The sequence below is a fragment of the Variovorax sp. RKNM96 genome, assembly GCF_017161115.1.
Taxonomy (GTDB): domain Bacteria; phylum Pseudomonadota; class Gammaproteobacteria; order Burkholderiales; family Burkholderiaceae_C; genus Variovorax.
Window position 1 is genome coordinate 2994177 of the sequence record NZ_CP046508.1, and the last position, 19730, is coordinate 3013906.

21 protein-coding genes and 1 pseudogene are annotated in these 19730 nt (G+C 64.6%); 9 read left to right on the forward strand and 13 right to left on the reverse strand.

All coding sequences use genetic code 11. The annotated features are described in order from the left end of the window. Positions 1-288: 288 nt before the first annotated feature. Positions 289-1083, reverse strand: a complete 795-nt coding sequence (locus GNX71_RS13755) for a glucose 1-dehydrogenase (RefSeq protein WP_241027317.1) — start codon at positions 1081-1083, stop codon at positions 289-291. Positions 1084-1607: 524 nt separating this feature from the next. On the opposite strand from GNX71_RS13755, the gene GNX71_RS13760 reads away from it, so the two are divergent. From GNX71_RS13760 to GNX71_RS13770, 3 genes are all read left to right on the forward strand, one after another. Continuing rightward, positions 1608-1913, forward strand: a complete 306-nt coding sequence (locus tag GNX71_RS13760; RefSeq protein WP_206178828.1) for a hypothetical protein — start codon at positions 1608-1610, stop codon at positions 1911-1913. A gap of 81 nt (positions 1914-1994) precedes the next feature. After that, positions 1995-2777: an exodeoxyribonuclease III gene (locus tag GNX71_RS13765; RefSeq protein ID WP_206178829.1), complete on the forward strand. Its 783-nt coding sequence runs from the start codon at positions 1995-1997 to the stop codon at positions 2775-2777. A 633-nt stretch (positions 2778-3410) separates the two neighbouring features. Next, positions 3411-3566 carry a hypothetical protein gene (locus GNX71_RS13770; protein ID WP_206178830.1) on the forward strand — a complete coding sequence of 52 codons (156 nt, stop codon included), beginning with the start codon at positions 3411-3413 and terminating at the stop codon, positions 3564-3566. Between the two features lie 1006 nt (positions 3567-4572). Here GNX71_RS13770 and GNX71_RS13775 read toward each other — a convergent pair. Beyond that, positions 4573-5634 (reverse strand): alpha/beta hydrolase, encoded by a 1062-nt coding sequence (locus tag GNX71_RS13775; RefSeq protein ID WP_206178831.1) that lies wholly within the window; start codon positions 5632-5634, stop codon positions 4573-4575. A gap of 328 nt (positions 5635-5962) precedes the next feature. On the opposite strand from GNX71_RS13775, the gene GNX71_RS13780 reads away from it, so the two are divergent. The 4 genes from GNX71_RS13780 (at position 5963) to GNX71_RS13795 (ending at position 9766) form a co-directional block, all read left to right on the forward strand. Then, positions 5963-7846, forward strand: coding sequence for a CocE/NonD family hydrolase (locus tag GNX71_RS13780; protein WP_206178832.1), 1884 nt, complete (start codon positions 5963-5965; stop codon positions 7844-7846). A 12-nt stretch (positions 7847-7858) separates the two neighbouring features. Continuing rightward, positions 7859-8854: an acyltransferase gene (locus GNX71_RS13785; protein ID WP_241027263.1), complete on the forward strand. Its 996-nt coding sequence runs from the start codon at positions 7859-7861 to the stop codon at positions 8852-8854. Between the two features lie 138 nt (positions 8855-8992). Beyond that, entirely contained in the window at positions 8993-9289 is a 297-nt protein-coding gene (locus GNX71_RS13790) for a hypothetical protein (protein WP_206178833.1), read from the forward strand. Positions 9290-9337: 48 nt separating this feature from the next. Beyond that, positions 9338-9766, forward strand: coding sequence for a hypothetical protein (locus tag GNX71_RS13795; protein WP_206178834.1), 429 nt, complete (start codon positions 9338-9340; stop codon positions 9764-9766). 37 nt (positions 9767-9803) lie between these two features. Here the strand turns inward: GNX71_RS13795 and GNX71_RS13800 are convergent. Continuing rightward, positions 9804-10554, reverse strand: a pseudogene (locus GNX71_RS13800) (SDR family oxidoreductase). 104 nt (positions 10555-10658) lie between these two features. Between GNX71_RS13800 and GNX71_RS13805 the strand changes: the two are divergent. Continuing rightward, a complete protein-coding gene (locus tag GNX71_RS13805) occupies positions 10659-11546 on the forward strand; it encodes a LysR family transcriptional regulator (protein WP_206178835.1) in 888 nt (295 codons plus the stop codon). 22 nt (positions 11547-11568) lie between these two features. Here the strand turns inward: GNX71_RS13805 and GNX71_RS13810 are convergent, their stop codons facing one another. The 5 genes from GNX71_RS13810 to GNX71_RS13830 form a co-directional block, all read right to left on the reverse strand. Further along, the gene (locus GNX71_RS13810; RefSeq protein WP_206178836.1) at positions 11569-13026 is read right to left on the reverse strand and encodes a catalase; all 1458 of its coding nucleotides are present in this window, start codon (positions 13024-13026) and stop codon (positions 11569-11571) included. 63 nt (positions 13027-13089) lie between these two features. Then, positions 13090-13635: an Ohr family peroxiredoxin gene (locus GNX71_RS13815; RefSeq protein WP_206178837.1), complete on the reverse strand. Its 546-nt coding sequence runs from the start codon at positions 13633-13635 to the stop codon at positions 13090-13092. A gap of 37 nt (positions 13636-13672) precedes the next feature. Next, positions 13673-14254, reverse strand: coding sequence for a YceI family protein (locus GNX71_RS13820; protein WP_206178838.1), 582 nt, complete (start codon positions 14252-14254; stop codon positions 13673-13675). Between the two features lie 68 nt (positions 14255-14322). Continuing rightward, positions 14323-15078, reverse strand: coding sequence for an SDR family oxidoreductase (locus GNX71_RS13825; protein ID WP_206178839.1), 756 nt, complete (start codon positions 15076-15078; stop codon positions 14323-14325). A 62-nt stretch (positions 15079-15140) separates the two neighbouring features. Further along, on the reverse strand, positions 15141-15620 hold the full coding sequence (locus GNX71_RS13830) for a carboxymuconolactone decarboxylase family protein (RefSeq protein ID WP_206178840.1): 480 nt from the start codon (positions 15618-15620) through the stop codon (positions 15141-15143). Positions 15621-15907: 287 nt separating this feature from the next. Between GNX71_RS13830 and GNX71_RS13835 the strand changes: the two genes are divergently transcribed. Next, the gene (locus tag GNX71_RS13835) at positions 15908-16204 is read left to right on the forward strand and encodes a hypothetical protein (RefSeq protein ID WP_206178841.1); all 297 of its coding nucleotides are present in this window, start codon (positions 15908-15910) and stop codon (positions 16202-16204) included. Positions 16205-16278: 74 nt separating this feature from the next. On the opposite strand, the gene GNX71_RS13840 is transcribed toward GNX71_RS13835, so the two are convergent. The 5 genes from GNX71_RS13840 to GNX71_RS13860 all read right to left on the reverse strand — a co-directional run bounded on the left by GNX71_RS13840 (position 16279) and on the right by GNX71_RS13860 (position 19700). Beyond that, complete coding sequence (locus GNX71_RS13840) at positions 16279-16911, reverse strand: peroxiredoxin-like family protein (RefSeq protein ID WP_206178842.1); 633 nt, start codon at positions 16909-16911, stop codon at positions 16279-16281. A gap of 65 nt (positions 16912-16976) precedes the next feature. Then, on the reverse strand, positions 16977-17234 hold the full coding sequence (locus GNX71_RS13845) for a UBP-type zinc finger domain-containing protein (protein ID WP_206178843.1): 258 nt from the start codon (positions 17232-17234) through the stop codon (positions 16977-16979). A 317-nt stretch (positions 17235-17551) separates the two neighbouring features. After that, positions 17552-17971, reverse strand: a complete 420-nt coding sequence (locus GNX71_RS13850) for a cupin domain-containing protein (RefSeq protein ID WP_206178844.1) — start codon at positions 17969-17971, stop codon at positions 17552-17554. A gap of 131 nt (positions 17972-18102) precedes the next feature. Continuing rightward, positions 18103-19296: a bifunctional alpha/beta hydrolase/OsmC family protein gene (locus GNX71_RS13855; protein ID WP_206178845.1), complete on the reverse strand. Its 1194-nt coding sequence runs from the start codon at positions 19294-19296 to the stop codon at positions 18103-18105. A 17-nt stretch (positions 19297-19313) separates the two neighbouring features. Continuing rightward, complete coding sequence (locus GNX71_RS13860; protein WP_206178846.1) at positions 19314-19700, reverse strand: OsmC family protein; 387 nt, start codon at positions 19698-19700, stop codon at positions 19314-19316. Between the last annotated feature and the right edge of the window lie 30 nt (positions 19701-19730).

Sequence of the window (19730 nt, forward strand, 5' to 3'; positions counted from 1 at the left end):
CGCGCCACCGACCGCAGCTTGCGAGGGCGGCTTTTTCAACGGCAAGGCGGAAATTCGTCAGGGGCGCACGCAACGATGTGTTCTGGTGATCGCTCGGCAGCCAACGCGCGAAGCCGCACTTGCGCGAGTGCGGCGACGCGCTGACCAATTCATCCAAGAATGTACGATAAGAGCCCCATCGCAAAGACTTCGCACTTCAGCCGACGAATGATCGTGCCATCCGACCGGCGCTCATAGAGGGGCCGGCGTGAACGGGCAATCCCGGCCCACTGCGATGGAAAACCGCTGCTAGATGAACGGAACCCCGCCGGTGACGGGAATGGTCGCACCCGAGATGTACGAGGCCTGGTCGGAGGCCAGCAGCACATACACCGCCTGCAACTCGGTGGGCTGACCCGGGCGCTTCATCGGCGTCTGCATGCCGAACTCCTTCACCTTCTCTGGCGGCATGGTCGACGGAATCAGCGGTGTCCAGAAGGGGCCCGGGGCCACGCAGTTCACGCGGATGCCCTTTTCCGCCAGCAACTGCGCCATGCCACCGGTCATGTTCTGGATCGCGCCCTTGGTCGCGGCATAGGCCACGAGCGTCGCATTGGGCTTGTCCGCGTTCACGGAGGCGGTGCTGATGATGGCGCTGCCCGGCTTCATGTGGGCGACGGCGGCCTTGCAGAGGAAGAAGTTCGCATGGACATTGGTGCGGAAGGTGCGATCGAACTCCTCTGCGCTGATCTCGGCCAGATCCTTGTGCGTCATCTGGAAGGCGGCGTTGTTCACCAGCACGTCGAGCTGGCCAAAGCGCTCCATGGCCTTGTTCACCAGTTCGATGCAGTGCGCCTCCTCGCAGATATCGCCCGGCACGGCCAGGCAGATCCTGCCCTCGCGCTCGACGAGTTGCGCGGTGACGTGCGCATCGGATTCTTCCTCGGGCAGGAAAGAGATCAGCACATCAGCGCCTTCGCGTGCAAACGCAAGCGCCACGGCGCGGCCGATCCCGCTGTCGCCGCCTGTGATGAGCGCGGACTTTCCGACGAGCTTGCCGGAACCCACGTACGACGACTCGCCGAAGTCCGGGCGCGGCTCCATCGCGGATTCGAGTCCGGGCGGCGTCTGCGGCGGCGTGTTGAACGGTGGCCGCGGATGGGCGGTGAGGGGGTTGGGCATGGCGGCTCCTTGAATGATCTGGATGCCATGTTGGCGACCCGCTCGAAGCGCTGCGTAGGAAGGTCGCCAACTTGTGCGCGGGTTTGACACGCATGTCGTGCCGTCTGCTCTGGTGTCTCGACCGCGGCTGTTACAGCACGCGCAGGCTTGGCCTTCTTGTGCGCTCGCAGCACCGTTACTCGAAGATCGCCGATGTCTTCGACAAGCCGTCGAGCCACACCTTCCACGCCGAGGTCCTCTGTGCGGTCCCTCGATCCCGAAGGCACAAAACTCTGTTTTCTATACACGTGCCCAGGTGCCGATGTGAAACATCCTTGCGACGTGCCTGTTGCGCGACGGCGCATTCCGGCGCACCTTGGGGGCGCCGGACTACAAGAGGCTGCCCGAAGGTCTCTAGATTCCATGTCGCCGCGCAGACATGGCACCACTGAAGGAAGAAGGAAACCATGGCCGAAGACCCCGACCCTGCATTCGTTGCCTGGATGGCAGCGGAAACTGCCGCCTACACAGCCATTCACCAGCTTCACCAGCGTACGCAAGGTGGGCGCCTGGGCATCCCGGACACCCGCATCGAGCAGATCGCCAGGCTGCGCAAGGAGGCGGACATTCGGTTCGCCGGCCTGTGGAGCGCGCTTGGCACAGCGTCGCAGCCCAGCGTGGTCGCCCCGGTGGAGCGCGGGCACAGGCAGCGCCCGGCTTTCGAGCTTCTCTCGCGAATGCCTGCCGACCCGCTCGAGAACCGCATCGGCTAGCGTCCGGACAGCGGGAGGATGAAGGGCGGACGATTTCACGCGTTCATTGCCCGTCCTTCCCGCCCCCTCGACTTGCCCCTGATGAAGATCGCCACATTCAACATCAACGGCATCAACAGCCGCCTCGCCCGCCTGCTCGAATGGCTTGCCGAAACGAAGCCCGATGTGGCCTGTCTGCAGGAAATCAAGAGCCCTGACGCCAACCTGCCGGTCGATGCGATTCGGGCCGCGGGCTACGGCATCGTCGCGCACGGGCAGCGCGCATGGAACGGCGTCGCCATCCTCGCGCACGGGAAAGAGCCGATCGACACCGGCCGCGGCGTGCCGGGCATGGAGACCGACACGCAGAGCCGCTATATCGAAGCGGTGGTCGACGGCGTGCTGATCGGCTGCCTCTACCTTCCCAACGGCAATCCGCAGCCGGGGCCGAAATTCGACTACAAGCTGCAATGGTTCGAAGCCTTCAACAGGCATGCGAAGAAACTCTTTGCGAGCGGCATGCCCGTCGTGCTGGCCGGCGACTACAACGTCGTGCCGACCGATGCCGACATCTACAACCCGGCCTCGTGGCGCGAAGACGCGCTGCTGCAGCCCGAAAGCCGGGCGGCGTTCGCGCAGTTGCTCAAACAAGGCTGGACCGATGCGATCCGCACATGCCACCCCGACCGTGTGCCGTTCACCTTCTGGACGTACTGGCGCAACCGCTATCCGCGCGACGCTGGACTTCGCATCGACCACCTGCTGCTGAATGCGGATCTCGCACCAATGCTTCGCAATGCCGGCGTGGACCGCGACGTGCGCGGGCGCACCGGTGCGAGCGACCATGCGCCAGCCTGGATCGAGATCGACATTCCGGCAACGTAGTAGGCCCCCACAGAGTGGCCAAACCGGTCAATGAGCAGCAGCGCACAGGGCTGCTGCGCACTCGCACGCGGCGCCAGAGCGAGGTAAACGCCGCTCTCCCCAAGCGCGGGAGCGAGGGCGTTCCGCACCAGGGACAAAAAGGCGCCCCACAACTTCAATGCTCGCAATGCGGTCAGATCAGCGCCTAGCGGCATAAGGCCGATCAGGTATTGCCAAGTGCGCCGGGAATCAGCTGTTCCAGATCCTGCCCGGCAGGCAACCGCATCAGCGGTGGGAAGTCGGCCCCGTTGTGCTCAATGCAAAGCTTCTTGGCCCACTGATACGCAGCTTCAATCGGACTTGGCGGCGGCGCCCCATCGCGCGGGTACAGGTGGATGCATGCCCAGCATGCGGGTGCTGGTATTCGCGATCTCGTAGTACATGCGAGCCTTCGGGGGTGAGGCCTGAGTAAAGCACGCGATGCTTTCTTCTATTGAGATTTCTGAAAGCCGTATACCAGCGTTGCCGTGCAATGCAGTTGCGGCTCCATCTCTTGAGCTTGCTGTGCGGTGATCTGCACGAGGTCATCGACACCGTTGGCCTCGGCCTTCGCGCGCATCGAACTGGGCGCAGATCGAGCGCGCCGACAAGTGGATGGGTAGCTACAAGGAAGCGATGGCGGTCGGCCTGCTGGTGCTGCAGCAGATGATCGACGACCTGGGCCTCGGTCCGCGCGACGAAGCCGCTGCGCCCGCGAAGAAGCCCAAGGGCGGCACGTTCGGTTTCGGGTTTGGCACGAAACTCAGTTGACCGGCGCGCGCCGGATGAACGTCACCATCGACAACGGGAACACCGTCAGCAGGTTCTTCCAAGCCTCCGTCCGCTGCTTCTTGCGATCGATGCCCCAGAAGCCTTCGATCTCGCGGTCCTCAGGGGAGACAGCGCATGCACATGGTCGGCCCCTCAATCCGTCTCGCCAGCTTCTCGCATTCGATTTAACTCTGCACGCCCGTGGGGGGTGATTCTCAGGATGATCGCGACTCGCTTGTCTACTCCTTCACTACTGGAAGGCGGCAGTACCGCTTGCACAAGTTCGGCAGCGGCGAGGACCGCCGTGCATCGAATTTCATTCTCCGATTTGACCGCGAGCGGGAACGAGGCGTTTTCGATACGCCGAAGAAAGTCCATGAGCATAAACGGTCGTCCTTTCAACGCCGCAGGCTGGCTGACATAGCTTGCTGGAAATCGCAATCTACTCCACCTACTCCAATTCGGTAATGGGCTTCAACCAGTCCACCGCGGCCTCGGCTGGCGGCATCGCTCGCAAGTGCTCGTCGCGCCACAAATCCCATGCAACGTCCTCCAGCACCAAATGGAAATCTAGGGTCAGAGATCGGCGAAATCCAACAAGCGGAGCGCGCTGCAGTCGTCACCCGTCTCGCTCGAACGTAAATAAGGGCTATCGAGAAGTTCGAATGCCTGGAGTCATTGCATACCTGCCTGTCAGTTGGCTTCACTGAGGTTTGAACGTCGCCAACGTCGAGAGCCTATGAGGCCGTTGACGTTCACCAGCCTTTCGCGAAACCCCAGGACACGCTTGAGGTCGCGTCAGGCGGCAAGACCCACGCCTTCAGTTGACGACTGGCTCAGTCCGGTCGGTGAGAGGTAACGCCCATGGCTCGAGCGCTAGCCGCATGCTCAACCTCACCGATCTCTTCCGGCTCGAACATCAAGGTGGCCTATCAGGCGCAGCTTCCGAAGGCCACGCAAAGTCACGAGCGGGAGGTGGGCGCGCCCTGTGCAGCGCAGCGCAAGCTCAACGCGCGCGACGGTCCGCGCGAACGAGCTCGAGCACCGCATCCGCGAACGCGCTCGGCGCCTCTTGCGGCAGGTTGTGCCCCGCCCCCGATATCACACGGTGTGTGCGTGGCCCGGTGAACTTCGCCGCCTGGGCCGAACCGTCGGTCGGTCCATGGGCGCTATCGTCGCTGCCATCCAGTGTCACCGTCCGCACCGGTATCGCGGGCAGCGACGCAAGCTTGCGATCGATCTCGGCGTAGGCGGGGTCTCCTTGGACTGCGCCGAATCGGTGGCGGAACGAATGTATGGAGACCTCGACATGGTCAGGGTTGTCGAACGATGGGGCAGTGCGTGCAAAGGTCGCGTCGTCGAAGCGCCAGGTCGGTGACCATTGCTTCCAGAAAAGCCGATTGAACTCGCGGCGGTACTTTGCGTAACCGGCGCGTCCTCTCTCGGTCTGGAAGTAGAACTGCCACCAGAGCGGAATCTCGCTTTCGGGCTTCGCCGGAGTCAATGCCGCGGACGGATCGGCGAACGCATAGCCGTTGCCCGACACCAACCCCGCGCAGCGCTCGGGCCAGAGGGCGGCGACAGCGCTGGCCGCCTTGCCGCCCCAGTCGTATCCCGCCAGCACTGCGCGCGGTATCGCCAATGCGTCGAGCAGGGCCAACAGGTCCGCGCCGAACGCCGCAAATTCGCCTGAACGAAGCGTGCTTGCGCTCAGGAAGCGTGTGGGACCGAAGCCGCGCAGATAGGGGACGATCACCCGGCAACCCGCGGCCGCCAGGATGGGGGCGACCTCTGCGTACGCCTCGATGTCATACGGGAACCCGTGGAGCAGCACCACTGCGGGGCCATTCGCCAGACCTGCTTCGTAGTAAGCGATGTTCAAGACACCGGCGTCCACGTTCTTCAAATGCGCGAGTGCGAGGGCGGGTGATGCGAAGCCCTTCGCAGATGCCACGCTGCCGCCCACTGCCAGACTCAGTCCGGCGATGCTCGCGCCCGCCACCGCGCCGCGCAGCAGTCCGCGCCTCCGCATGTCCATGCGATCGTTTGAGGTCACTGAATCCGTCATCTGAATATTTCCGTCGTCGCGTCGTGAATGAAGTGGGGTGCCCAACCCGCGACATCCGTGATGCGTGCGCCGGGGCCTTGAAAGCCGCATCGATCGTAGGTTCGGGCAGGGCCGGCCACTAGCCACGCGCAAGGCCGCACGGTGTTGAGCGATGGACATCAATCGTTCGATGGCGTGCTCCGAGCCGCCGATCGCAATCGCAAGGCAGCGTCGGCCCGTATGTACTTTCCAACGCCAAGGTTGTCGTGCGCAAGACTGCCGACAACGCAGCGATGCCCTAACATCGCCTCCCGCCGCCGATCCAGCAAGCACCCCGAGTACAAGAACCATGAAGAAGTTCATCGTCGCCGTCATCACACTCACTACGGCGTTCGTCACGTCGCTCGCGGCACATGGGCAGGATGCCCCGCTGGATCCCGACACGGGCCTGCCGGCATCACAGCCTTTTGATTTCCCCGCGCAGGGGCCGGCCGCACCGTTCTGGGCGAAGCGTCTCACCGGCTACTTCACGACTTCCGACGGAATCAGGCTGCGCTACAGCGTGCTCCTGCCGAAGGCATCTGGCAGGTTCCCCGTCATCCTGAGCATCAACGGTTACGACGCCGGCTCGATCGGCGGAACGCCCTATCTCCAATACAAGACATCGATGTCGGTCGAACTCGACAAGCGGCTCGTCGAGGCCGGCTATGCGGTGATGGGCGTCAATGCCGCGGGCAGCGGATGCTCCGCAGGCCCGCTCGAGTACACGCGGCCACAGCTCGGAAGACACGGCGCCGAAGCTGTCGAATTCGCGGCGTCGCAAGCCTGGTCCGATGCCAAGGTCGGCATGGTCAACTGGTCGTACGGTGGTTCTTCCCAACTGGCGACGGCGCAGCACCGGCCGCCGCATCTTCGGGCCATCGTGCCCGGCATGGTGCTGACGGACTTCCGCGACGCCTTGATGCCTGGCGGCGTGCCGGCGCCCGGCTTCATCACGCCCCTACGCAGCGCCATGCGCGCCTACTGGGAGAAGGTGGTCGCGCAGACCGCAACCGAAGAGGGCGACACTGCCTGCTTAGCCCAGATCCCCAAGAACCTCGCGGCCGAAGACACGAACTCCGTGATGCACCTGTTCCTGTCGCATCCCTTGCGGGACGATCACATGAAGAGCTTCGACCTGGCGCCGCATGCTGACCGCGTGCGGGTTCCCGTGCTGTCGCTCGAAGCGTTCCAGGACCAGGCCATCACGCCGCGCAGCGGCTACTACCAGTCCCGACTCGATCCGGCCAAACTCTGGTCGGTGCAGACGAACGGCGGCCACAACATGTACCTGGCCGCGGACTTCCAGGCGATGGCGGTGCGTTTTCTCGACCGCTTCGTCAAGGGCGAGAACAATGGATTCGACCGTGACACACCACGCACCACCGTATGGATGGAAGCCGCCGAAGCAAACGCAAGCGGCAATGCGCTGGAGCAACGCGTTTCTCCCAAGCCTCGCTGGGTCGTGCAAAGGGGACCGATCCGCAGCGACGACCTGGCCGTCAAGGCCTTCCATCTGGGTGCGGGCCAGACCCTCGCCGACGCACCTGGCTCCGGAGCCGCCGATGGATTCGACTACCCGGGCGCCGGTGTGGCCGTCAACGACATTGCGGGAGGCAGCTTCTGGGGGCCGCTGCCTGGCGACTGGAAGACCACGGGCGTGGCCTACACATCGCCGCCGTTGGGTGAAGACATGATGGTCTACGGGCCAGGCAGCGCCGACCTCTGGGTCACGGCCAGCGCCGGCGACGCTGACATGCAGGTCACCGTTACCGAACTGCGGCCAGATGGGCAGGAGACCTATGTCCAGCGTGGCTGGCTGCGCTTGTCGAACCGCACTCTGGACACCGTGCGCTCGACGCCGTTGTTGCCTGTTCGCCTTGAACGGCCGGAACAGCCCATGCCGCTGCTGCCGGGCCGGCCAGTCCTTGCCCGCGTCGAGATCCACAAGATGGGCCACTACTTTCGCAGCGGCTCGCGGCTGCGGGTCTGGATCGACACGCCCGCCCAAACCGGCGGCCTGGTGTTCGACACCTTCACGCAGAAGCAGCGCGTGCACGTGCTGCACAACGCTCGGTACGACTCCGTGGTGCGGCTCGGCGTGCTGAAGAACGTCAAGGGACCGGAAAGCTATCCGGCGTGCGGTGCGACGATCCTGCAGCCGTGCCGGCCGGATCCGCTGGCCAGCCGCTGAGCGGGGATTCGCATGCAGTACAACCCGGCGCTCGATGGTGTTCGCGCGCTGTCCATCCTCGCTGTCGTCCTGTTCCACTGCGAAGTCCCGGGCGCCCGCGGCGGGTTCGTCGGGCTGGACGTGTTCTTCGTGCTCTCCGGCTACCTGATCACGTCGCTGCTCGCGACGGAATACCGCAATGGCGGCATCGAGGTCGGGCGCTTCTACGCCCGCCGGGCCCTGCGGCTGTACCCGACCTTGCTGCTCATGATCGCGGCCTACGTGGTGCTGGCGCCCATCCTCTGGCCGGCGGACAACCGATGGCTGTCGGCCGCCCTGGCCGCACTCTATGTCTACGACTATGCGCTGCCCTTCTGGGAGCTGACCTACACCATCGGGCACACGTGGTCGCTGGGCGTGGAGGAAAAGTTCTATCTGCTCTGGCCCTTGCTGCTGCCGCTGGTGCTGCGAACGCGGCATCCGGTCCGCTGGCTCGTATCGGCATTCCTTGCAGTGACCGCGTGGCGGTACTTCGTGGCCCTGAACTGGACCTGGGCGCAGGCCTATTTCTGCTTCGACACGCGAATGAGCGGCATCCTGCTCGGGGCCATTGCGGCGCTGACCCGGTTCAAGGTATCGAGGCATGCACTCGCGATGGCCTGCGTGGCGCTCGCGGTGCTCATGACGCTGCCTTCGCTGCCGACGATCGACCAGACGGAGGCCGTCACGCTGCGCATCACCCTGGCGGAGCTGTCCGCCTTCGTGCTTGTCTGCCATGCCGCCGAAAACAGGAAGGCGTCGTTCCTCGCTTCACGGCCCATGGTCTACATCGGCAGGCTGTCATACGGCATCTATCTCTGGCATTTCCCGTTGGTCCTGCTGCTGCGCTATACGCAGCCGCTGTGGATCACGCTGAGCGCGACGATCGTCTTCTCGTTCGCGATGGCGGCGATCTGCCTGCATCTGGTGGACGTCCCCATCAAGCGATGGAGCCGAAAGGCGTGGCCCGAGGCCCGCAGCGTCGCTTGAGCGCCGCCTGAGCCCCGCGCCGGCAACGCGGCATTGATGCCGAACCGGAACCAGCGCGCGTCCTTGCGCGGACCTACCGAAGCGCAGGCGCCAAACCTACGATGAATGCACCAGGCATCCATCGCAAGGAACGGCGCAATGAACGCATCTGCTGCATATCCCATCGATCGACCGATCATCTTTCGCCGACTGGCCTGCGGGCTGGCGATCCTCTCGCTGCTGCCGGCCCTTGCCAACTGCACCGACGCCGCTTCGGCTTCTGGCACCTCCGCATCGATTTCCTCCAGGCGCCAACCGACGCTTGACGCCAAGGTGGTCATCGCCGAGCCGGGCTGCCGTAAAGAGTTTCCCGTGGAGTTCCGGGGAATCAGCTGCGCGGGCCACGACTACGACCCGCCGGCGATCCCGTTCGGCGAACTCTATCCGCCGCGGTGAGACCCTGCATCCGTGCTCTCTTGATCTTTCAGCAAAAGGAAATCTCCCATGCCTCCATCTCACAACCCCGAAATCGTCGCCTTCATCGACGTGCTCGCCGAAACCGGAAGCCACTACCGGATGGATGAAATGGAGGCGCTCTACACCGAGGACCTCGGCTTCCTCGTGCTGACGCCGCAAGGAGAGGTTGCCCGCTTCTCGAAGCCGGAAATGATGGCCGAATTCAGAAGCCGCCGCGACGCGGGCGAGAAGCCGCTGTCGACGGAGAAGCGAATCCTGCACATCGAGGAGCAGGGCGACGAGGCAACCGCCATCCTCTTCCGGCGGATGAGCCAGGACGCCGATCCGGCGCTCTATGAACTGCGGCTTCGGCGGATCGGCGGCAAGTGGCTGGTTGCCGGAGAAACTGTGCTGCCGTGGCCCGACCTGGCCAACGCGAAGGGATTTCTCCCTCCGCGCACGGTGGCTCAGGCCTGACGAGAGGGGGCTGCAGATTCAGGCGCGACGCGACCGATCACGTCAGCGCCATGCCGCCGTCGACCTTCAGATTGACGCCCGTGACGAACACGCTGTCGTCGCTCGCAAGGAAGAGCGCTGCTTGTGCCAATTCATTCGGCTGCCCCAGCCGGCCCAAGGGGATCGCCGCGGCCATGGTCTTGTCGAACTCTGGCCGCGCCGATTCCGAGATGCCCAGCTTCGCGAGGATCGGCGTGTCGACCGGCCCCGGGGCTCAGCACATTGACCCGGATGCGCCGGGTCTTGAGCTCCAGCGCCCAGTTGCGCGCGAAGGCCTCGATGGCCGCCTTGCTGCCCGCGTAGACCGCGTGGTTGTCCATCACCTTGCCGCTGGCGATCGAGCTCGTGAGAATGATCGAGCCGCCATCGCGCATGAACGCAAGCGCCTTGGTCACGCCGAAGAACACCGCGCGCGTGTTGGTAGCGAACTGCACGTCGTAGTTGTCCACGGTGACGGCAGACGACGGCTCGAGAATGGCCGTTCCCGCATTCGCCACATAGATGTCGATGGCGCCGAACCGCGCCTTCACCGCAGCGAGCAGCCGGTCGTGCATCGCAAGATCGGCCACGTCGCCGACGAAGCCCATCGCGTCCGGGCCGATGCTCGCCAGCGCGGTGTCGACCGCGTCCTGGCGCCGTCCCACGATGACGACATGGGCGCCTTCCGCCGCGAAAGCCTGTGCGCAGGCCAGGCCGATGCCACTGTTGCCGCCGGTGACCACGGCCACTTTTCCGGAGAGTTTTTGCATGACGTATTTCCTTGATTGACAGAGAGAGAAGTCTTCAATTTAGGTTTTCCGTGCGGACTTAAGTAGTGGGCAAAAATGGAAACACTTGTGCCCAGGAGTCTTCAATGAATGTTCTAGATCACGCACCCGGATTGGTGGCCTTCGCGAGTTCCGTCGAGGCCGGCTCGTTCAGTGCGGCCGCACGGAGGCTGGGCACGTCACCGTCGGCGGTCTCCAAGGGCGTCGCGCGGCTGGAGCAACGCTTCGGCGTCCGTCTCTTCCAGCGCTCGACACGGGTCCTGTCGCTCACGCAGGAAGGCGCCGCCTACTACGAACGCATCGCGCCGCTGCTGCGTGCGCTCGCCGAGGCGAGCGACGTGATACAGCCCGCCGGCATCGCGCAAGGAATGCTGCGCATCACAGCGCCCGGTGATCTCGGGCGAATTCTTCTGGAGCCGTTGGTCGGCAGGTTCCTGCCCAGGCATCCCGGCCTGAAGCTGGAGATGAGCCTTGCCGACCGGCACGTCGACCTGATCCGCGAGGGCTACGACATCGCGATCCGCGCAGGGCAGGTCGCCGACTCCGACCTCACCGCGCGACGCCTCGCCGACATGCCGCTCGTGCTGGTGGCGTCACCCGGATACTTGGCACGCCGCGGCACGCCCGATTCGATCGATGCCCTGAGCGGTCACGCGCACGTGCGCTACATGCTGGGCGGCAAGGCATTTCCGATCCGCTTCGCCGATGGCAGCGTGCTGAACCCGGCCGGCGTGTTCGACACGGACAACAGCGTTGCGCTGCGCATCGCGGCGCTGGGCGATCTGGGCGTCATTCAGATCCTGCGGTTGTTCGTGCAGGACGACATCGATGCGGGGCGCCTGGTGCCCGTGCTGCCGTTGCAGCCGCTGCCGCTCGTCACCATCTCGGCCCTGCATGCCTTCGGACGACAGGCGCCGGCACGTGCGCGGCTTTTCATCGAGTTCCTGACGGCGGAACTCGAACGGCTTTCCTGATGCTGCGAGCGGAGAGGACTCCTCAAAGACCCAGCGCCTTCGCCACGCCTGCACCATAGGCTGGATCGGCCTTGGTGCAGTTGTCGATGTGGCGGCGCTTGATGAACTCGGGCGCGTCGCCCATCGCACGCGCCGTGTTATCGAACAGCACCTGCTGCTGCTCGGGCTTCATCAGCCGGAACAGGTCGCCGGGCTGCTTGTAGTAGTCGGCGTCGTCCTCGCGGAAGTTCCAGAAGTCCGCATCGCCGCGCAGCTTGAGCGGCGGCTCGCGGTAGTCGGGCTGCTCCTGCCACTGGCCGAAGCTGTTGGGCTCGTAGTGCAGCGTGCCGCCGTAGTTGCCGTCCACGCGCATCGTGCCGTCGCGGTGGTTGCTGTGCACCGGGCAGCGCGCGGCGTTCACCGGGATCTGGTGGTGGTTCACGCCCAGGCGGTAGCGCTGCGCATCCGAATACGCGAAGAGGCGCGCCTGCAGCATCTTGTCGGGCGAGACGCTGATGCCCGGCACGAGGTTGTTCGGCGCGAAGGCGCTCTGCTCGACGTCGGCGAAGAAGTTCTCGGGGTTGCGGTTCAGCTCCATCACGCCCACTTCGATCAGCGGGTAGTCCTTCTTGGGCCAGACCTTGGTCAGGTCGAAGGGGTGGTAGGGCACCTTCTCTGCATCGGCTTCGGCCATCACCTGCACGTACAGCGTCCACTTGGGGAAGTCGCCGCGGCCGATCGAGTCGAACAGGTCGCGCTGGTGGCTCTCGCGATCGCCGCCCACGAGCGCCGAGGCTTCGGCATCGGTGAGGTTCTTGATGCCCTGCTGCGTCTTGAAGTGGAACTTGACCCAGAAGCGCTCGTTCTGCGCATTGACGAAGCTGTAGGTGTGCGAGCCGAAGCCGTGCATGTGGCGGTAGCTCGCCGGAATGCCGCGGTCGCTCATCACGATGGTCACCTGGTGCAGCGCCTCGGGCAGCAGCGTCCAGAAGTCCCAGTTGTTGGTGGCGCTGCGCATGTTGGTCTTGGGGTCGCGCTTCACGGCCTTGTTCAGGTCCGGGAACTTGCGCGGGTCGCGCAGGAAGAAGACGGGGGTGTTGTTGCCCACCAGGTCCCAGTTGCCTTCCTCCGTGTAGAACTTCAGTGCAAAGCCGCGGATGTCGCGCTCGGCATCGGCCGCGCCGCGTTCGCCGGCCACGGTGGTGAAGCGGGCGAACATCTCGGTCTTCTTGCCCACGGCGGCAAAGAGCTTGGCGCGCGTGTACTTGGTGATGTCGTGCGTGACGGTGAAGGTGCCGAAGGCGCCCGAGCCCTTGGCATGCATGCGGCGCTCGGGAATGATCTCGCGGTTCAGGTTGGCGAGCTTCTCGAGCAGCCACACGTCCTGCATCAGCACGGGGCCGCGCGGGCCTGCGGTGAGGCTGTTCTGGTTGTCGACCACGGGCGCGCCGAAGGCGGTGGTCAGCGGGGTCTTGCGCGGGGTGTCTGATGAATCGCTCATGGAGGCTTTCTGAACGCAGGGAAAGGGAGTGCCGGTGGAAGCGTGGCGCTGGCGTGTGGATTCCTAGGTCGCCAGGGCCACGATGCTGGTGATGCCGTTGCGCGCCATCTTTGCGTAGGGGCAGAACCGTTCCGTGTTGCGCACCAGTTCCTCGGCCACGCTTTTCTCGACATCGGGCAAGTGAATCCGGACATCGGCCGTGAGCATGAAGAGTCCATCGACAGGATCGCGTCCGAAAGCGACGGAGACCTGGACGGTGGCGTCGTGAACCGGAATCCTTTTCTTTGCTGCCAACAGGTTCAACGCACCATGGAAGCATGCGGCATAGGCCGCCGCAAACAACTGCTCCGGCTTGGTGCCGCCGCCACCGCCGCCGAGCGCGGCAGGAAGCCGCAGCTGCGCATTGAGGTTGCCGTCGTCGGAGCGCGCCACGCCCGAGGCCCGTCCGTGTTCCGCTTCACCGCCGCTCACCGTGACGACCGTCGAATAGATCGGCTCGAACTCCTGCCCCTTGTACTTGTCGAGCAGCGTGACGGGTGGTGGCTGCAATGGGTCTGGTCGCACGGCTTCAGCTGCGAGGGCGGCGGCTTTGTCTTTCTGCGTGGGCATTCCAGGCTTCTGTTCAATGGTGAAGGAGGCGGTGCGCTCAGGCGGCCGGGACTTCGAGTTCGAAGGCCGCGCTGATGATGAGGCCGAGCTCGTCGCCGATCATCGGGAGCGCGGCGGTAACGCCGTATTCGCTGCGGCGGATGCGGCCCCGAATGTCGAATCCGATCGTGTAGATCTGCTTGGCTGGATTCATGCCGGCGCCGACGAAGCTCACGTCGAATGTGACGTTGCGTGTCACGCCGTGCAAGGTGAGCGCTCCGTTCACCTGAAACGAATTTTCGGCAAGGGAAAGAGGTGCGGCGAACTCGAAGGCGATCAATGGAAACCGCTCGCCGTCGAGCCATTCGCGACTCCTGAGTTCGTCGTCCAGGATCCGGCTCGTCGTTTTCACGTGGGCGACTGGTACAGACACCGCCAGGCGTGTATGGCTTCCGCTTGCTGACAGCGGGATGTCGAGCGTGCCGCCAGGCGCGGTGAACTCGCCGTAGTAGGTCGAGATACCGAAGTGCGACACGCTGAACAGCACATGCGAATGCACAGGATCGATGACGTAACGCCCACGGCTGACGTCGGCCAGGTTCGACGAGGCCAATGTGGAGAGTTGGGAGCTGTCGGGCATGGGATTCAAAAGGATGAGGAGGGGAGCCCCCGGGCCGCACCAGGAGGCGGCCGAAGGGGCGCTTCGTGTCAGCGCGCTGGCTTGGGCAGTGCGAACCAGGCCTCGAAGCCGAGCGCGCCGATGCGCGGGTTGGCGCCCGGCACCAGCGTGTCGTCCTTCAACTCCGCGCCGAAGTAACGAGCGTGCACGTCCTGAACAACCTTGCGGGGATCGTTGGTCTTGGCGAGAAAACGCTGCACGAGATCGGACAAGCGAACGCGCTCGGGGCCCGCAATTTCGACCACGCCGTTCACCGGGTTGCCCAGTGTGTAGTCCGCCACGGCGGCCGCGACGTCATCGGATGCGATCGGCTGAACGAAGGCCGGCGAGAGGTGCACGGTGTCACCGTCGGTGCCCGATTGCGCAATGCCACCGAGGAATTCGAAGAACTGCGTCGAATGGACGATGGTGTAGGGAATCTTCGATTCGCGGATCAGCTTTTCCTGAGCGATCTTGCCGCGGAAGTAGCCGCTTTCGGAGAGGCGGTCCGTGCCGACCACCGACAGCGCGACGTGGTGCTTCACGCCGGCCACGGCTTCCGCGGCGAGCAGGTTGCGTCCGGAAGTCTCGAAGAATTCGAGCACGGCCTTGTCCTCGAACGAGGGCGAGTTCGCCACGTCCAGCACCACCTGCGTGCCTTGCAGGGCGTCCGCCAGGCCTTCGCCGGTGATGGTGTTGACGCCCGATGCCGGCGATGCGGCAACGACTTCATGGCCGGCTTCGCGAAGCTTGCTGACGACCTTCGAACCGATGAGGCCCGAGCCGCCGATGACAACGATCTTCATGATGATTTCCTTGTAGCCCGCAAGGGGCTGGGTGGATGACGGAGTGAGTTCTGCAGCGCGGATCAGGCGAGCTTTGCCTTGTCCAGGCCGAACACCTTGTCGGAGGCGCCCGGCACGCTCTTGAAGCCGATGTTCAGGCGGCTCCATGCGTTGGTGGACATGATGAGGAAGGTGAGGTCGGAGATTTCCTTTTCCGACAGTTGCGTGCGCACGCGCTCGTAGATGTCGTCGGGCACGCCTTGCTCGGGCAGCTTGGTGAGCACTTCGGTCCAGGCGAGTGCCGCGCGCTCGCGCGGGATGAACAGCGTCGACTCGCGCCACGCGGCCAGGTGGTACAGACGCAACTCGCGCTCGCCCTGGATCTTGGCCTGCTTGACGTGCATGTCCAGGCAGAACGTGCAGCCGTTGAGCTGCGACGTGCGGATCGACACAAGGTTGCGGATCGGCTCTTCGATGGTGCTTTCCTTGATGGCGTTGAGGAACTCGACGAACTTCTTGAAGAGTTCGGGCGATTGCTCGACATAGTTGACACGTTGGGTCATGACTACTCCTGGAATGGGGGGCGGATGCCTGGACTCAGAAGCGGCTGAGTCATCCGTTTGCGAAGATCGCGCAGACAGGACGTAGCGTAGGTTTGGGAGGCTGCCGCCGGTAGCCATGCACGAGGCTTCACGGTGTTGCCCAACGCGCAACAATCCGATCCGGGACTCGGCATGTTTCGGAAATGGCACCAGTCGAAAGTGAAAACCGGCGAGGCCGCGCCCTAGAATTTTTTGGGACGCTTGCGGCAACGCGGTGTCATCACATTCACTTTCGGAAAGCCAATCTCATGTTCAAGCACATCACCGTCATGACCGCCGCCTTCCTGGCCGCGACGAGCGTCTTCGCACAATCGGCGGAGAACCAGGTCATCACCGACAGCAAGCCGCAGGTGCGAGCGCAGGCCAAGGTGGCGGCGAAATCGCAAGGCAAGGTTGCCGCACCCTCGGGCGACACGGTCAAGACCGCCGAAGGCGGCGCGATCGGAGCCGACAAGGCCGCCGTTGCCGGCGAGAAGCGCCACCAGACGCGCGACACGCGCAAGCCGAATCGCCGCAAGCCCGTTCCCGGCGGCACGCCCAACTGAGCAACGATTGCCGAGACCCATGCAACAAAGCCCGCCAATCACTGGCGGGCTTGTCGCATGGGCCGCTGCAGGCGCTAGCTGCCGCCCGCCGCAAGGGCGCGGTCGCGGACCAAGCCTTCGATGACGCGCAGCACATCGGCGGGCTCAGCGCGCTTTCGGATGTCTTCCTCGATGTGGGCGAAACAGATGCGGCCTTCCTCGTCGATCACATAGGTCGCCGGAACCGGCAACACCCAGAGGCCGTTGCCATTCAGAACGGGAATGTCGGTGCCCACCGAACCGTAGAAGCTCACCAGTTCGGGAGGAAGCGTGAAGGCCAGTTCGAAGCCATTGGCGGCATCGAGGTTGGAATCGCTGAGTACGGTGAATGCAAGCTGGTTGTCATCGGCCGTTCGCATCGAGTGGTCAGGCGTCTGCGGCGAGATCGCCAGAAGCGTGGCGCCGAGCCGCGCGAGGTCATCCGCGCGCTGGTGCCAGGCTCGCAACTGGAGGCTGCAGTAACCGCACCAGCCGCCACGGTAGAAAACCAGCACGAGCGGTCCCTTGCGCCACACGTCCGACAGTCGAACCGGTCGGCCGGAACCGTCCGGCAATGTCGCATCAGGTGCGAGGTCGCCGGCGCGCTTGGCGCGGGCCGCGATGCCCGTGGCGTCGAACACCGCATCGGCGGCGTCGTTATGGTCGAAGACTGGAAGTTGCGGGCTCATGGCAAGGTTCCGAAAAGTGGGGGAGGTCGATCGTCGGGTGCACGACGCTGCATCGCACCCGTGACTCAGACGAGCTTCTTGTCGACATAGCACCATCGCCAGGATTCGCCGGGCTCCGCAGACTGCACGATCGGGTGGCCGGTCTCGTGGAAGTGACCGGTCGCGTGCCTTCCCTGTGACGAGTCACAACATCCGACATGGCCGCAGGTCAGGCACATGCGCAGGTGAACCCAGCGGCCGCCGGTGCGAAGGCATTCCTCGCACCCGTTGGTGGTTGACGTGACCGGGTGGACCTGGTCCAGGTGCGTGCAGCCGATGGTCATGCGCGCATCTCCGCACGGGACGGTGAAAGTGAAAACGAAGGGGCGGTAGTCTTCATGGCATTTTTTTCTTGGTGTTCGCCAGCGGCGAACGGGTGAGTGGCGCGAAGAGAGCTTGTGCCGGCTTCCTGTTTCAGGAAACAAGGGATGCCTTCCACCCGCAGCGTCGCCGTGTTGCTGGTCGGATCTACGCGGGGACACCGCGCCGACGTGAGTCTGTCCCGTGCACGAACGGGTGGAAAGTGCACGCCTCATTACAGCCGCCTCGGCGATCTGACACCCGTCATCTTCGTTGCGGCGGGTGGAATGCAACCGGTGGGTTATTTCACTGGAATGAAGAACTCGGCGCCCTTGTTCTTCACGAGCATGACGACGAACTTCGCGGGCTTGGTCTTGCTCGCGTTGCGTCCGACGGTGTGGATGTCGTCGGGGCCTTCGTAGAAGGTGTCGCCGGCTTTCAGCGTCACTTCCTTGCCGCCCTTCACGCCCATCACGATCGAGCCTTCGAGGACGTATACGTAGCTGTGGGCGTCGTGGCGATGCACCGGGTCGGCGGCGCCCGGCGGGTAGTCCACCGTGATCATCAGCACTTCCTTGCCGGGGATGTCCTTCATCTCCTGGGTCATCAGCTGCGTTACCTTGGCGTCCTTGGGTCCGCCGTGCGATGCGGTGTGCTGTGCCATGGCAGCGCCTGCGGCGAACAGAAATGTCAGCCCGAGGCTTCTTGCAATCTTGATCATGGTCTTGCCTTCATTGATGCGATGGATGAATCGTAGGATCGCGTGCCGGAGCCCGGTAGGCCTGTGCGATGGATCACGGTGTTGTCCGCAAGGCACCAATCGCGCGTTCGCTGCATGGGCCGGCGCGGCGCTCATGCGGGTGGCTCGCCTTCCACGGGCTCGAAGCGCGCGCCGGCTTCGAGCGTTCGGTGAACGGGGCATCGCTGCGCCATGTCCAGCAATTGCGCGCGTTGTGCCTGCGTGAGGGTGCCGTCGATGGACACCCGCCGGCTGAAGACATCGGGCGGGGAGGCCGCCTTGTCCTTTCGGTGGCTCACCGCGGTGCGGATGCGCGTGACCGGCCAGCCCTTGCTGTCGGCGTAGTGGCGCAGCGTCATGGTCGTGCAGGCGGCGAGCGCGGACGACAAGAGGTTGTAGGGCGTCGGTCCCGAGCCGAGACCTCCCACTGTTGCGGGTTCGTCGGCGAGCCAGCGCGAGCCGCCCGAGCGCAGCGCGAGCTGGAATTTGCCCAGCCCCGTTTCTTCGGCCTCGGCATCCTCCGCGACCGGATGCCCGGCGGGCGGCTCGGGCAGGTAGCGGGCCGCCCAGGTCGCGATGAGGTGCGCGACCTGTTCGGCGTCTTCGCGCTTTGACAGCAGGTGGTCTGCATCATCCAGCGAGAGAAAACTCTTGGGATGCCTCGCCGCCAGAAAGATACGCGTGGCGTTCTCGCTGTCGACCGTACGGTCCTGCGGCGCATGGAGTAGCAGCAGCGGCCGGCGAAGGGCCACGATGCGTGCACCCGGGTCGTGTGCGCGCAAGTCGTCCACGAAGACTTTGCCGACCGCCATGGGCCGTCCGACCACCTGGACCAGCGCTTGCCCCTCGGTTTCGAGGCGCGCAAGACCCGCCGGGTCCAGCAGGTGCAGCACGTGGGCCACGTCGAACGGCGCGGCAATGGTCGCGATGGCGCGCGCGCTTGCAATGCGGCCTGCAGCAGCGAGCATGGCGGAGCCGCCGAGGCTGTGGCCGATGAGAAGGCGCGGCGGCATGCCGGCAGCCTCCATGGCGTCGGCGGCAGACACGAGGTCCTGCACGTTCAGCGAGAAGCTTGCGTCGGCGAAGCTGCCCTCGCTGTCGCCCAGCCCGGTGAAGTCGAAGCGCAGCACCCCGATGCCCACGCTGGCCAGCGCCCGCGCGATGCGCATGGCCGCGACGTTGTTCTTGCCGCAGGTAAAGCAGTGCGCAAAGAGGGCCCAACCCCGATGGATTCCCTCCGGCATTTCGAGGCTGCCTGACAGGCGGTGTCCACCGGGGTTGAGAAAGTCGAAGGAGCGAGTGGGCACGGGGCGTGTTCCTGTGTCTAGGCCAGATGCGTACGGATCGGGATGCCCGTCTTGAGCGTCAGCGTCACCGGCGTCCGCTCGGCGATGTCGGCCAGGCGTGCCTTCTGCGTGGGGTCCAAGCCGACGATGCGCAGCGATCTTTCGATCAGCATGGCGTCGTCTTCCCGGGAAAGATGAAGGTCCACCTGCACCGATTCGAGCGGCCAGCTTTTCAGGTCCGCATACATGCGCAGCGTGATGGCAGTGCACGCCCCCAGGCCGGCAAGCACCAGTTCGTAGGGCGTGGCCCCTGCGCCTTCGCCGCCGAGGACGGAGGGCTCGTCCGAGACGAGCGAGTGGCCGCTGGCGAGATCGATCTGCGTGCGGTAGTGGTCGCGCCCTATGCGCGCCGTTCCCTGGGCCATGGTCGAGCCTCTTTCTTGCGCCGGGACCGA